The organism is Peptoniphilus sp. Marseille-Q6390 (assembly GCF_965119475.1).
On record NZ_CBCPLS010000002.1, the window covers coordinates 363,666 to 376,286 of the forward strand.

Here is a 12,621-nt window from a genome sequence, read left to right on the forward strand (position 1 = left end):
CTCACAATACTTTTTCGAAGGCGAGTCTTTCATTCTTGCCGCCAAGATAAACTATGCCAACATACTTATAAGATAGAGAGCTTAATAATCTCTGCATGTCCTTGTTTCCTCTGTGGGTGTCAATCCTTACTGACTTAAAATTATTTTCTCTTGCATAGGATTCTGACATTTCAATTATTTTTCTCCCGTAGCCCTTTTTTCTTTCACTCTCAAGTGTCCCAATCCTGTGAAGAGCCACATAGGGCCTTGGACTTTTCCAGGTCCCATCTAAATTATTTTCATAATCTATGTCGTAGTCGTAAATAATGACAGTGGAGACAACTTTACCATCATTTTCTAAAACAAAAATATTTTTATTTTCTATAAGTTTTTTAAAATTATCAAGATTTGGTTTATCATGACCCTGCCACTGGTCAAGTCCTAAGGACTTTAATTTCCTTGATCCATCATCATAGATTTTTAAGATTATTTCTCTATCATATTCTCTTGCTAGTCTTAATTCCATCTTTCCTCCAAGATAACTGGAACTTCATTGTTAAGTTCTATTGAATTTTTTGTGACTATTGAATCGTAGGCGAGGACTTTGACACCATTTTCACTTGCCTCTTTAAGTCCTCTTGAAAAACTTGGGTCAGTCAAATAATTTGGTGTAAAAAATTTGACATCTTCCATTTGAATTACAAACAAGACAAAGGTCAAATAATTTTCTTGAGAATTATCTAGTCCCTTGACGTGCTTAAGGCCTCTCTTAGTTGGCGCATCAGGGAAGGCCACGATACCATCCTTCTCAAGGGTAACACCCTTGACTTCCATTAGAGCTTTTTGCCCTTCGCCTTCAAGATAAAAGTCGAAGCGTGAATCTCCATGAGTGTACTCTCTTTTTATTTTATTGTACTTAAAGCCCAAGTCAATTTTATTTTTAAGTAGGGCTTCTTCTACCACTTGGTTGGGAGCTTGAGAGTCAATATTTATTAATCTGTCGCCCTTCATTACTCCAATTAAGGTGTAGGAAGTCTTCCTATTTGGATTGTCATTGTAGGTCAAGTAGACTGTAACACCTTCAATAAGGAGCTCTTTGCAGCGACCAGTGTTTGGCACGTAGACCTCCAAGGTCTTAGAGCCCTTCTTGCAATAGGATATAAATCTGTTTTTTCTATATAAAAATTCTGCTCTTATTACGCTAGTGTATTTCATAAGTCACCCCAAAATATTATACAGGGAACTTTAATTTATGTAAAATATGGAGTAAGATAGAAAAAAGGAGGGAGTTAATGGACCTTTTAGTAGTTATTGATATGCAAAACGACTTTGTCACAGGATCTCTTAAAGCAAAAGATGGAGAAAGACTCTTAAAGGAAGTTGTTAAAAAAGTTGAGAGCTTTCATGGGGAAGTTGTCTATACCCTAGACACCCATTATGATGATTATCTTTCAACAGATGAAGGAAAGAATCTTCCTATAGAGCACTGCATCAAGGGGACTTGGGGTCACGATATTCCAGAAGAGTTAAAGATGACTAAGTCCTTTGAAGGAGCAAAGAAGTTCGAAAAAAATACTTTTGCTTCAGTTGAGCTTGGAGAATATCTAAAAAAATTAGATGAAGAAGAGGGAGTAGGAGATATATATTTTCTAGGACTTGTTGCAGACATCTGCGTAGTCTCAAATATTTTATTAGTTAAGGGCTTCTTACCAGAAAAAAATATTTATCTTTTTAAAGATTTAACAGAAGGATTGACAGATGAAAAGAAGGCATCAGCCCTAGATGTACTAGAGTCCTGTCAGGTAAAAATAATTTAATTTAAGAAATAAGAAAAATCAAAAAAATAAAAATGAAAAAGCACACGACTATTATGTAGTAAACATAAAGTAGTGTGCTTTTTTAATGCAATCAATTTTAAATTCTTTTGAACTGAAAAAATTTTCGTGGCGAGAAAATTAAAAGTAAAACTGAAATTAAAAATTATAAAAAATCTAAAAATAAGCAAAAAAATAAGTACCAACTAATTGGTACTTATTATGGTGCCCAGAGCCGGAATCGAACCAGCGACACGAGGATTTTCAGTCCTCTGCTCTACCGACTGAGCTATCTGGGCAAGTAAATGGTGGGCCTTCAGGGACTTGAACCCGGGACCTACCGGTTATGAGCCGGGCGCTCTAACCAACTGAGCTAAAGGCCCTCACCATTGGCGGAGAAAGAGGGATTTGAACCCTCGCGACCCTAATCGGGACCTACTCCCTTAGCAGGGGAGCCTCTTCAGCCACTTGAGTATTTCTCCAAATTGAAGGTCACTCTTTAGCAACTTACTCTACTCATTCTAAAGTAATGAGCATCTTTTGTCAACTGTTTTTTTAAAAGATTTTAAATTTAATTTAAAATTTATGTAAAATCTATTAAAAAAATTTAAGGTCATCTCTTGCCTAAGTATTATCTCATAAATAATTAAAAAAATAAAGAACAAAATCTATTGACAAAAAAAGATGATGTAATACAATGAATATATGAACAAGTGTCGAAATATTAAAAATAAAAAAGGAGAAATTTATGGATAAGTATATTTTTCACTTAAGAGGACTTACTTGCGCTAACTGTGCAGGCAAGATAGAAGAGAAACTTAAGTCAAGAGATGAACTCAAAAATCTTCATTACGATTTTCTAAATGATGAGCTTGTCTTTGAATCAGAAGAGGAGTCAAGTGAGCTAAGAAATAAAATTCAAGAGATTGTTGATTCCATAGAAGATGGAGTGGTTGTAACAGAAGACCTTGGTGAAGAGATAGAAGAAGAGGAGGAAGAAGAAAGTTTCTCCATCTACAAGTCTATTGTTGTATTTGTAGGACTTGTGATTTTACATTTTGCAAAATTAAATGAAAAAGTTACAATAATTTCTTATTTAGTTTTATATCTAATTATTGGCTACGATGTAATAAAACCATCAATAGAAAAAATTGCTACAGGAAAATTTATGGATGAAAAATTTCTTATGACTGTGGCATCTCTTGCTGCTATAATTTCGGGCGAGTATGCAGAAGCTGTTGCAGTTATGCTTTTCTACAGTGTGGGAGAAATTATTCAAGATAGGGCAGTGGACTCATCAAAGAAATCCATTAAAGAAGCCTTAAAGTTAAAACCAGACTTTGCCAACTTAATGATTGATGGAGAGATTGTAAAAGTTGATCCAAGCGAAGTTGCCATTGGACAAGTTATTTTAATTAGACCAGGAGAAAAAGTTCCCCTAGATGGAAAAATCTTGAAGGGATCTTCTAATCTCGACACTTCAAATATTTCTGGAGAGTTTGCTCCAGTTTCTCTTGAAGAGGGAGATGAAATAATATCTGGTTTTGTAAATTTGGACTCTTCTCTTGAAGTTGAAGTAACAAAGACTTATAAGGAAGGAACTATTGCAAAAATTATTGACATGGTCAAGAATGCCAGCGTAAATAAGGCTAAAGTAGAGAAATTTATCACTAGATTTGCAAAAATTTATACCCCAATAGTAATTGGTCTTGCAGTAATTTTATTCTTATTCTTAAATTTTGCAACAGACCATACTGCTAAAGAAGCACTTTACAGAGCGGCCATATTTTTGGTTATTTCCTGTCCATGTGCTCTTGCAATTTCTGTTCCACTTACAATGTTTGCGGGAATTGGATCTCTTTCAAGAAGGTCAATCTTTGTAAAGGGTGGAAATTCTATTGAAGCCTTGACTGACATTGATGGAGTTGCCTTTGATAAAACTGGAACAGTTACTAAGGGTGAATTTATTATTGCAGAAGTAGAAGAAACCTCTGCATCAAAAGATGAAATATTAGAAATTGCTGCTGTGGGAGAGGCTTATTCAACTCACCCAATAGCCAAGGCTATTGTAAAAGCCTTTAAGACTAAAAAAACTCCTGACCACCTAAACAATCTTGGTGGTAAGGGAATAGAATTTGAACTTGAAGGTAAGTCCTACCTTGTTGGAAATAAAAAATTATTGGAAGACTTTGACATAAGTCTTGAAGGAAACAAGGAATCAAACTACGTGGACGTATTTGTTGCTGACAAGGAAAAAGTTCTTGGGGTTATAAAACTAAAAGATCAGATAAAGGATGGAGTTAAGGATAGTGTTGGTAAACTTCACCAAATGGGAGTTAAGACTTACATGTTCTCTGGGGACAAGGACAGGGTAGTAGAAGAAATCGCAAAAGAAGTTGGAATTGACTACTATAAGGGTTCTCTTTTACCAGAAGATAAGGTAAGTGAAATTAAAAAAATTGAAGAAGACAAAAGAATTGCCTTTGTTGGTGACGGAACTAATGATGCACCTTCACTTGCATCAGCATATTTAGGAATAAGTATGGGTTCTGGATCAGATATTGCCATAGAAACTTCTGACATTGTTCTTTTAAAAAATGATATTTCTTCTATTGTAAGGGCAATTGATATTGCTAAGAGGGTAAAGAAAATTGCCTACCAAAATATTTTTATTGCCTTGTTCTTAAAAGTTGTAGTATTAGGACTTGGAGCAGTGGGATATGTTTCTATGCCTCTAGCAGTTTTTGCTGATGTAGGTGTTGCTCTACTTTGCATTGTCAATTCACTTAGGGTTTTTAAAGAATAATAAATCATAGTAAAACGCTATGGTTTATTAGCTTTAATGAATACAAGACTCAATTAAAAAATATTTATTGATAATTAAATAATTTTAGAATTGTCTAAAAGTATTGAGTTTGCTTAATTCTTATAATTTTTTATAAAATCAGAAAAAATTTATCATAAAAAAAGAATAATAATGATTGAAATATTAAAAAGATTATGTTAATATAATGACATAAGATTATGAATATAAGAATTCATAAATTTTGGTATAATTTTTTATGGAGGTAATGTAAAATGGCATATGTAATTAACGATTCTTGCATCGCATGTGGTGCATGTCAAGCAGAATGTCCAGTTGGATGTATTAGCGAAGGAGACATCTATACAATTGACGAATCTCAATGTATCGATTGCGGTAGCTGTGCAGCTGTTTGTCCAGTAGGCGCTCCAAATCCAGAAGACTAATTTACTTAAAGAAAAGATAGGTAATGGGCCTATCTTTTTTTTTACATACTTTCGATTAGAAGCTGTCCTCTTAAGAGGATGGTTTTTTATTGCAAAAATATCTTTTTGCCATTATAAAAATCACTAAAGTAGTTTATAATGAAAGAAAGCAATTGTTAAGAAATGTCAAATATCTTAATAATAAAAATCAAACTTTGCGAAAAAAATTATTGTATTTGCAAATAGAAAGTGCAATAATTATTTATCTCAGCATGTATTTTGAAAATTAATAAAATTAACTTATACATAAAATTTAGTGGCTTTTATTTTGAAAGGAGAAAGTGACTATGCTAATTCACATGGGATTAGATGTTGGTTCAACTACTGTAAAACTTGTAATACTAGATGAAAAATTAAATATTTTATATAAAACTTATAGAAGGCATTTTTCTGATGTTAGAAAAACTGTTAAGGACGTAATCAATGAAGTCTATCCACAGTTTAAGTACGACACAGTAACTGTTAATGTAACAGGATCAGGTGGACTTTCTGTTCATGAATTCTTAGGTATTGATTTTGTCCAAGAAGTTGTAGCAGGGAGAGAAGCAATCTCTTGCTTTATTCCCAAGACTGATGTGGCAATTGAACTTGGTGGTGAAGATTCAAAAATTACTTACCTAAGAGGATCTGTTGAACAAAGGATGAACTCTATTTGTGCTGGTGGTACAGGTACCTTCATAGATCAAATGGCATCACTTCTTCAAACTGATGCATCAGGTCTAAATGAAATGGCAAAGGACTACGAAAAATTATATCCCATTGCATCAAGATGTGGAGTTTTTGCCAAGACTGACGTTCAAGCTCTTATAAACCAAGGAGCAAGCAAGGCTGACATAGCTATTTCAGTTTTTCAATCCGTTGTAAATCAAACAATTTCTAACCTAGCATGTGGTAGACCAATAAGAGGTAATGTTGCCTTCTTAGGTGGACCACTTCACTTCCTTCCAATGTTAAAGGAAAGATTTGTAGAGACTTTGGACTTAAAAGAAGATGAGATTATAGCTCCAGAAAATTCACAAATTTTTGTTGCTTTGGGTGCTGCCCTTTCAAGTTTTGACTCCAAGGCCATGTACTTTGTAGAACTTTACAACAAGGTAAACACAAGTGCAGAAACTCTTGTAAAGGAAAGTGACGTAATGCCTGCCCTTTTTACAAGCGATGAAGAAGTTAGGGACTTTAGAGAAAGACACAAGACAAAATCTCTTAAAAAAATTGACCTAAAAGCTTATGAGGGACCAATTTATCTTGGAATAGATTCAGGTTCAACAACTTCAAAGCTAGTAGCAATTTCTGACAACAATGAAATTCTCTACACATTCTATGGATCCAACAAGGGCAACCCACTTGACATTGCCATAGAAAACCTAAAGGAAATCTATAAAGAAAAAAATGACAAGGCCTACTTTGCTGGATGTGGTACAACTGGTTATGGGGAAGAATTTTTAAAGGCTGCCCTAAACTTAGACCTTGGGGAAGTAGAAACCATTGCCCACTTCACTGCAGCAAAATATTTTGATCCAAATGTTGACTTCATCTTAGACATTGGTGGACAAGACATGAAGTCTATGAAGATAAGGGATGGAGTAATAGAGTCCATACTTTTAAACGAAGCTTGCTCAGCAGGATGTGGTTCCTTCTTAGAAACTTTTGCTCATTCAGTAAATATGACTGCAGAAGAATTTGCCAATGAAGCTACAAGGTCTAGGGAGCCTGTTGACCTTGGATCACGTTGTACAGTTTTCATGAACTCCAATGTTAAACAAGCTCAAAAGGAAGGGGCATCTGTCCCAGATATTTCTGCTGGACTTGCTTACTCAGTAATTAGAAATGCCATCCAAAAGGTTATTAAGGTGAGAGACCCTAAAGACCTTGGCCAACACATAGTTGTTCAAGGTGGTACCTTCTTATCTGATGCAGTGCTTAGGGCCTTTGAAAACTTAACTGGAGTTGAAGTTACAAGACCAGAGATAGCTGGGCTTATGGGAGCTCTTGGTATGGCTCTTATTGCAAAGGAAAAATCCACTGGAAAATCAAATATAATTTCCAAGGAAGACTTAGAGGTTTTTGAGTACAAATCAATCTCAACAAATTGTAGACAATGTACTAACCAATGTGCTCTTTCTGTTAATGTATTTCCTAATGGAAAGAGATACATCACAGGAAATAGGTGCGAAAAGGGAGCAGGTCATGTTAGGAGTAAGGAAGACCAACTTCCAAATATGTATGCCTACAAGTACAAGAGAGTATTCGACTACAAGTCTCTTCCAGAAAAAGAAGCGCCAAGAGGTATTGTTGGAATCCCTAGAGTGCTAAATATTTATGAAAATTATCCCTTCTGGCATAGCTTCTTCACAGAGCTTGGCTATTCAGTAGTATTATCTTCTAAGTCATCAAGAGAAATCTACGAAAAGGGAATCGAAACAATAACAAGTGAGACAGCTTGTTATCCTGCAAAAATTTCTCACGGACACATAGAAGATTTAATAGAAAAGGGAATAAAATTTATATTTTATCCAGCAGTCTTTTATGAAGAAAGACAATTTAAAAATGCTGACAACACCTTAAATTGTCCTGTAGTTGCAGGATATTCTGAAGTTATAAAAAATAATGTGGATGATATAGTTGATGGCAAAGTCAAATTTATGAATCCTTTTATCTCCTTTGACGATAGAAAAAAATTGGAAAAGAGATTAGCGGAAGTCTTTGACTTTATACCTAAGAATGAAGTTAAGAAAGCAGTTCGAGCTGGATACGAAGAACAAGATAGGTATAGGCTCGATGTCTTAAATGAAGGTAACAGGATCTTGGAAGAAGTTAATGCAAAAAATCAAAGAGCCATTGTCCTTTCAGGCAGACCTTACCACATAGATCCAGAAATAAATCACGGCATTCCAGAACTCATAACAAGTCTTGGACTTGCAGTTATTTCTGAAGATGGAATTGCAAGGAATGTAGAAATTGATTCAAGACTTAGGGTCCTTGACCAATGGAACTACCACTCAAGACTATACAGAGCGGCAAAATTTGTTGGAGAACACGAAAACTTGGAGCTTGTACAACTTAACTCCTTTGGTTGTGGCATTGACGCAGTGACAACTGACCAAGTCCAATACATCTTGGAGTCTTACAATAAAATTTACACAGCCCTAAAGATTGATGAAGTTTCAAATCTTGGTGCAGTTAAAATCAGGATTAGGTCCCTATTAGAAGCAGCTGAAAAGAGAGAGTTCGAAAAAATTGATGCAGAACTTGAAGGTCTACTAGATGATGATCCAGTTATATTTACAAGGGAAATGAAAAAGGATTACACTATTTTGATGCCGCAAATGGCACCTCTTCACTTTAGGATCTTTGAACCAATCCTAAGACAAGAGGGAATAAACATTGAAGTCCTTCACGACACAGGCCACAAGGTTGTTAATGAAGGTTTGAAATATGTAAACAACGACGCTTGTTACCCATCAATTTTTGTTGTTGGACAATTTATTGACGCTGTGAAGTCTGGTCAATACGACACAGATAGGTTGGCACTCTTGATGAGTCAAACTGGTGGAGCCTGCAGGGCATCAAACTATGTTGGATTTGTTAGGAAGGCACTTAAGGATGCAGGTTATGGTCACGTTCCAGTAATTGGACTTTCCTTCCAAGGTATTGAAGAACATCCTGGCTTCCAATTTGACAAGAGACAAATGGTAAGGATTGGTCGAAAATTAATTCAAGGAATGCTTTACGCTGACCTAATAATGAGACTTACTCAAGCTACAAGACCTTATGAAGTCATAAAGGGCTCAACAAATATATTGCGCGACAGGTGGCTTGACCTTACGACATCAGAAAATTTAATTTACAACAAAACAACTTTCAAGAAAAATGTAAATCAAATGGTAAGTGAGTTTGAAAGACTTGAAATTACAAAAGAAGAAAAACCTAAAGTTGGAATAGTTGGTGAAATCTTAGTTAAGTATCATCCAGCTGCCAACAACCACCTTGCAGACCTACTTGAAAAGGAAGGAGCAGAAGTTGTCATCCCAGACTTAACTGACTTCATGATGTACTCCTTTAAAAACGCGAGGGCCAAGGCTGACAAACTTTCAAAATCAAAATTATCTGCCTTTGTTTGTGAAATGGGAATTTCTTATATTGAATCCTACAGAAAATTTGTGAGAGAAGCTCTCCATGGTACGAGATTTACTTCTCCAGAAAAAATTGAAGAGATAATCAAGTATGCAGAAAAGTACGTTGACCTTGGCAACCAATATGGAGAAGGTTGGCTCTTAACTGGTGAAATGGTTGAGTTAATTGAGTCAGGTGTTGAAAATATTATTTGTGTTCAACCTTTTGGATGTCTTCCAAACCACATCACAGGTAAGGGTGTCATAAAGGCCATAAGGTCTTCCTATGAAAAGGCAAATATAATTCCAATTGACTACGACGCATCAGCTTCTGAAGTAAATCAATTTAACAGGATCAAGCTTATGCTTTCACAAGCAAAGAAGAATATGGAAGAAGGCGAAGACAAATACAACAGAGGCTACCTAAAGAAAAAGGCAAGTATGAAAAATTAAATAAATTGAATTAAATAAATTGATATAAACAAAACCCCTCAAATTAACTTGAGGGGTTTTTCATGTGCAAAATTTTAATTATTAAAAATTATAAATTAAAGATTTTTAATAATATTTTTGAAAGTCTTGTCTTGCAACAAGTTACTTGTTGAATTTTGTTTTTCTTTTAAATCCTTGTAAACTTCTATGTCCTTTTGAGCCTTATAGTCTTCGCCCTTAAGAGCAGCCTTAAAGGAATCAGTAGCTTCTTGCATCTTAACTTGGAAGTCATTTAATTCCATTATAAAAGCTTTTGCAACTTTCTCGTCCTTATTAATAATAGAATTTTTTAGGCCTGGAAGAATTTCTAGGGCCTTTTGGCTTGCACTTAAAGTGTATTGGTGAGAAGACTTAAATTTTTCTGGAACATCGAGGGCCTTTATCTTATCAACTGTAGATCTTATTTCTCTATCTGCTCTTTCATAAGCATTAGTTAGATCAGCATCACTTAGCTTTGCAGCATTGTCAAAGAAGGATAATTTTAAATCCTTGATAGACTTATTTAATTCTCCTTGTAGAGAAGAAATTTCTTTTACATACTTATCTTCATCTGATGACAAGTCAATAATAGAAGATGCTTTTTCCTTGTTGTCATTAATAATAACCTTGAAGTTCTTATTGTCCCACTTAACTTCTGCCTTTAGGTTTTCAGCAACAAATCTTAGAGGAACGAAAGTACGGTCCTTCTTAATTGATGCAGGAGCATCTAGCTTTAATTCTTTGTCATTCACTTTTGCCTTAGTGGAATCAATCTTAAGACTTATTTCTGTGTCCTTGCCACTAATTCCAACTTCTCTCTTGTCATTGTCCCAAGTAACCTTGTAGCCAAGAGTTTCTGAGATAAATCTTATGGGAACCATAGTCCTTTCATTTTGGATATAGGGTGCCACATCTGATTTTATAATTTTTCCGTTGTACTCAATAAGAGGACTTCTTCCTGCAAAAACATTTGAAGTCACAAATATCATGAGGACAAGGGAAAATAAAATTGATTTAAATTTTTTCATTCTAATCTTCCTCCTTATTTGCTCTTCACTGAAGAAGTGTAAGAGTTAGGATCAAATTGTTTTTCAATATAAATTAAGTTTGAGTCCTTATCTCCTTGTAATTCAATGAAGGATCCTTCTCTATCAGTTGGAGAAACTTCTCCCTTTTCGTCATCCCTATAGAAAATTAAATATTCTTTGTTAGGACTTAAGTTCTTTGGAATATCTACTTGTATTTGAGAGAGGTCTCCCTTGTAGTCCTTTAAGAAGGCTGTGGACATTCCCTCTGCAGTAGATGTTGAAATTCTAATTCTTGAAATATAATCAGAGTTTTTGATGAGTTCGTTAACAGCTTCTTTGTCGAAGTTTGAAGTTGCAACTTGCTCTTCATCAGTTTCTTTATTAGCAACTTCTGATGCAACTTTTGCTTCATTAGCTTCAGCCTTAGCTTGGTCTTTTTTGCCACAAGCAGCAAGACTAAGACTAAGAAGTAATGACATTGAAATAATAAAAATCTTTTTCATATTGTACCTCCAATTTTAGTTCATTATATCACAAGACAATGGCTTAATTATATAATTTTAAATTAAGAATAAGAATGTTATAATGAAAAGGGTGATAGAATGCCAAAGAATGTCCTATTCATTTTAAATAAATTGAGAGAAAATGGCTTTGAGGCCTACATAGTTGGCGGGTCTGTGAGAGACACGCTAATGGGTATAGAGCCACATGATTACGACATAACAACTTCTGCAAGGCCAGAGGAAATTAAAAAAGTCTTCCAAGCTTATAAGACTGTCTTAGTTGGTGAAGACTTTGGAACAGTTGGCATTTTGTTAGACAATACTCTTTATGAAGTTACAACTTTTAGGATTGACGGAGCTTATATAAACAACAGGAAGCCAGAGAAGGTTATTTTCTCTAAGAATCTCACAGAGGATTTAAAGAGAAGGGACTTTACCATTAACGCCATGGCAATGGACGGAGATGGAAATCTTTACGATCCCTTTAATGGTCAAGATGATATAAAAAATAAAATAATTAGGGCTGTGGGAGATCCCAATGAGAGGATAAGAGAAGACGCCCTTAGGATGATGAGGGCAATTAGATTTGCTGGAAGGTTTGGATTTTTTATTGAGGAAGAACTATTCGATGCCCTATCCTTAAACGCAAGTCTCTTAAAGAAAATTGCTCCAGAGAGAATTTTTGATGAGTTTTCAAAGATGATTACAGGAGAAAACCCATCCCATTATTTACTTTTAATGGAAGAGACGGGGATACTCGATGTAATTTTCCCAGAGCTAAAGAGGACAGTTGGCTTTGTTCAATTTTCTCCCTTCCATGACAAGACCCTCTTCGACCATCTTATTTGTGTAATGGACAATGTGAAGCCTGACTTAAGCCTAAGATTAGCTGGGCTTTTTCACGACATTTCAAAGGTTGATACCCTATCAATTGGAGAAGATGGCAGGGGACACTTTTACGGACACGAAGTCCTTGGTGCAGATAAGGTCGAAGAAATTTTAAAAAGATATAGACTTCCCAACAAAACAATTGAAAAGGTAAAAATTTTAATCCTAGACCACATGAAGGTCCATGCAGAGATGACTGACAAGGCCCTAAGAAGACAAATAAAAAGAGTGGGAAGGGATAATGTCCTAGACCTTTATGACCTATTAATTTCAGATTGCATGTGCACAAGGGCAGATAGGGATGCTTCTTTTATTATAAATAGGAAAAATAGGGTAAAAGAATTATTAGACGAAAAAGAAATGAAAACTGAAAAGTTTTTGGAAATTAATGGAAATGACATAAAGTCCTTGGGTTTCTCTGAGGGCAAAATTATTGGAAGGATTTTAAGAGACCTAGAGGAAATGGTCTTAGATGATCCGGAAAAAAATAAGAAAACTTACTTAATAGATTATATAGATAAAAATTACAGGTGATGAA

At 35.0% G+C, this 12,621-nt stretch carries 9 protein-coding genes and 3 tRNA genes; 5 read left to right on the forward strand and 7 right to left on the reverse strand.

Features of this window, described 5'->3' with window-relative positions; translation table 11 throughout:
• Window position 1: 1 nt before the first annotated feature.
• Entirely contained in the window at window positions 2-505 is a 504-nt protein-coding gene (locus ACWPVO_RS07630) for a GNAT family N-acetyltransferase (protein WP_454207588.1), read from the reverse strand.
• On the reverse strand, window positions 496-1,194 hold the full coding sequence (sfsA, locus tag ACWPVO_RS07635; RefSeq protein WP_454207590.1) for a DNA/RNA nuclease SfsA: 699 nt from the start codon (window positions 1,192-1,194) through the stop codon (window positions 496-498). Before sfsA ends, ACWPVO_RS07630 begins: the two co-directional genes overlap by 10 nt.
• A gap of 77 nt (window positions 1,195-1,271) precedes the next feature.
• On the opposite strand from sfsA, the gene ACWPVO_RS07640 reads away from it, so the two are divergent.
• Window positions 1,272-1,796 (forward strand): cysteine hydrolase family protein, encoded by a 525-nt coding sequence (locus ACWPVO_RS07640; protein ID WP_454207592.1) that lies wholly within the window; start codon window positions 1,272-1,274, stop codon window positions 1,794-1,796.
• 220 nt (window positions 1,797-2,016) lie between these two features.
• Here the strand turns inward: ACWPVO_RS07640 and ACWPVO_RS07645 are convergent.
• The 3 genes from ACWPVO_RS07645 to ACWPVO_RS07655 all read right to left on the reverse strand — a co-directional run bounded on the left by ACWPVO_RS07645 (window position 2,017) and on the right by ACWPVO_RS07655 (window position 2,275).
• Window positions 2,017-2,092, reverse strand: a tRNA-Phe gene (locus ACWPVO_RS07645).
• A 7-nt stretch (window positions 2,093-2,099) separates the two neighbouring features.
• A tRNA-Ile gene (locus tag ACWPVO_RS07650) sits at window positions 2,100-2,176 on the reverse strand.
• A 7-nt stretch (window positions 2,177-2,183) separates the two neighbouring features.
• Window positions 2,184-2,275: transfer RNA gene (locus tag ACWPVO_RS07655), tRNA-Ser, on the reverse strand.
• A gap of 266 nt (window positions 2,276-2,541) precedes the next feature.
• Here ACWPVO_RS07655 and ACWPVO_RS07660 point away from each other — a divergent pair.
• The 3 genes from ACWPVO_RS07660 (at window position 2,542) to ACWPVO_RS07670 (ending at window position 9,646) form a co-directional block, all read left to right on the forward strand.
• Window positions 2,542-4,599 (forward strand): heavy metal translocating P-type ATPase, encoded by a 2,058-nt coding sequence (locus tag ACWPVO_RS07660; protein WP_454207594.1) that lies wholly within the window; start codon window positions 2,542-2,544, stop codon window positions 4,597-4,599.
• Between the two features lie 272 nt (window positions 4,600-4,871).
• On the forward strand, window positions 4,872-5,042 hold the full coding sequence (locus ACWPVO_RS07665; protein ID WP_060799705.1) for a DUF362 domain-containing protein: 171 nt from the start codon (window positions 4,872-4,874) through the stop codon (window positions 5,040-5,042).
• A 326-nt stretch (window positions 5,043-5,368) separates the two neighbouring features.
• On the forward strand, window positions 5,369-9,646 hold the full coding sequence (locus ACWPVO_RS07670; RefSeq protein WP_454207596.1) for an acyl-CoA dehydratase activase-related protein: 4,278 nt from the start codon (window positions 5,369-5,371) through the stop codon (window positions 9,644-9,646).
• A 95-nt stretch (window positions 9,647-9,741) separates the two neighbouring features.
• Here the strand turns inward: ACWPVO_RS07670 and ACWPVO_RS07675 are convergent, their stop codons facing one another.
• Entirely contained in the window at window positions 9,742-10,692 is a 951-nt protein-coding gene (locus ACWPVO_RS07675; protein ID WP_250342258.1) for a copper amine oxidase N-terminal domain-containing protein, read from the reverse strand.
• Window positions 10,693-10,706: 14 nt separating this feature from the next.
• Window positions 10,707-11,195, reverse strand: coding sequence for a hypothetical protein (locus tag ACWPVO_RS07680; RefSeq protein ID WP_282924636.1), 489 nt, complete (start codon window positions 11,193-11,195; stop codon window positions 10,707-10,709).
• A gap of 99 nt (window positions 11,196-11,294) precedes the next feature.
• On the opposite strand from ACWPVO_RS07680, the gene ACWPVO_RS07685 reads away from it, so the two are divergent.
• On the forward strand, window positions 11,295-12,617 hold the full coding sequence (locus ACWPVO_RS07685) for a CCA tRNA nucleotidyltransferase (RefSeq protein WP_454207599.1): 1,323 nt from the start codon (window positions 11,295-11,297) through the stop codon (window positions 12,615-12,617).
• Window positions 12,618-12,621: the final 4 nt, after the last annotated feature.

What these genes read in the sequence shown, in the direction of transcription:
- ACWPVO_RS07630 (WP_454207588.1), bottom strand. Translation starts at nt 505, where the DNA reads ATGGAATTAAGACTAGCAAGAGAATATGATAGAGAAATAATCTTAAAA.
- sfsA (WP_454207590.1), bottom strand. Translation starts at nt 1,194, where the DNA reads ATGAAATACACTAGCGTAATAAGAGCAGAATTTTTATATAGAAAAAAC.
- ACWPVO_RS07640 (WP_454207592.1), top strand. Translation starts at nt 1,272, where the DNA reads ATGGACCTTTTAGTAGTTATTGATATGCAAAACGACTTTGTCACAGGA.
- ACWPVO_RS07660 (WP_454207594.1), top strand. Translation starts at nt 2,542, where the DNA reads ATGGATAAGTATATTTTTCACTTAAGAGGACTTACTTGCGCTAACTGT.
- ACWPVO_RS07665 (WP_060799705.1), top strand. Translation starts at nt 4,872, where the DNA reads ATGGCATATGTAATTAACGATTCTTGCATCGCATGTGGTGCATGTCAA.
- ACWPVO_RS07670 (WP_454207596.1), top strand. Translation starts at nt 5,369, where the DNA reads ATGCTAATTCACATGGGATTAGATGTTGGTTCAACTACTGTAAAACTT.
- ACWPVO_RS07675 (WP_250342258.1), bottom strand. Translation starts at nt 10,692, where the DNA reads ATGAAAAAATTTAAATCAATTTTATTTTCCCTTGTCCTCATGATATTT.
- ACWPVO_RS07680 (WP_282924636.1), bottom strand. Translation starts at nt 11,195, where the DNA reads ATGAAAAAGATTTTTATTATTTCAATGTCATTACTTCTTAGTCTTAGT.
- ACWPVO_RS07685 (WP_454207599.1), top strand. Translation starts at nt 11,295, where the DNA reads ATGCCAAAGAATGTCCTATTCATTTTAAATAAATTGAGAGAAAATGGC.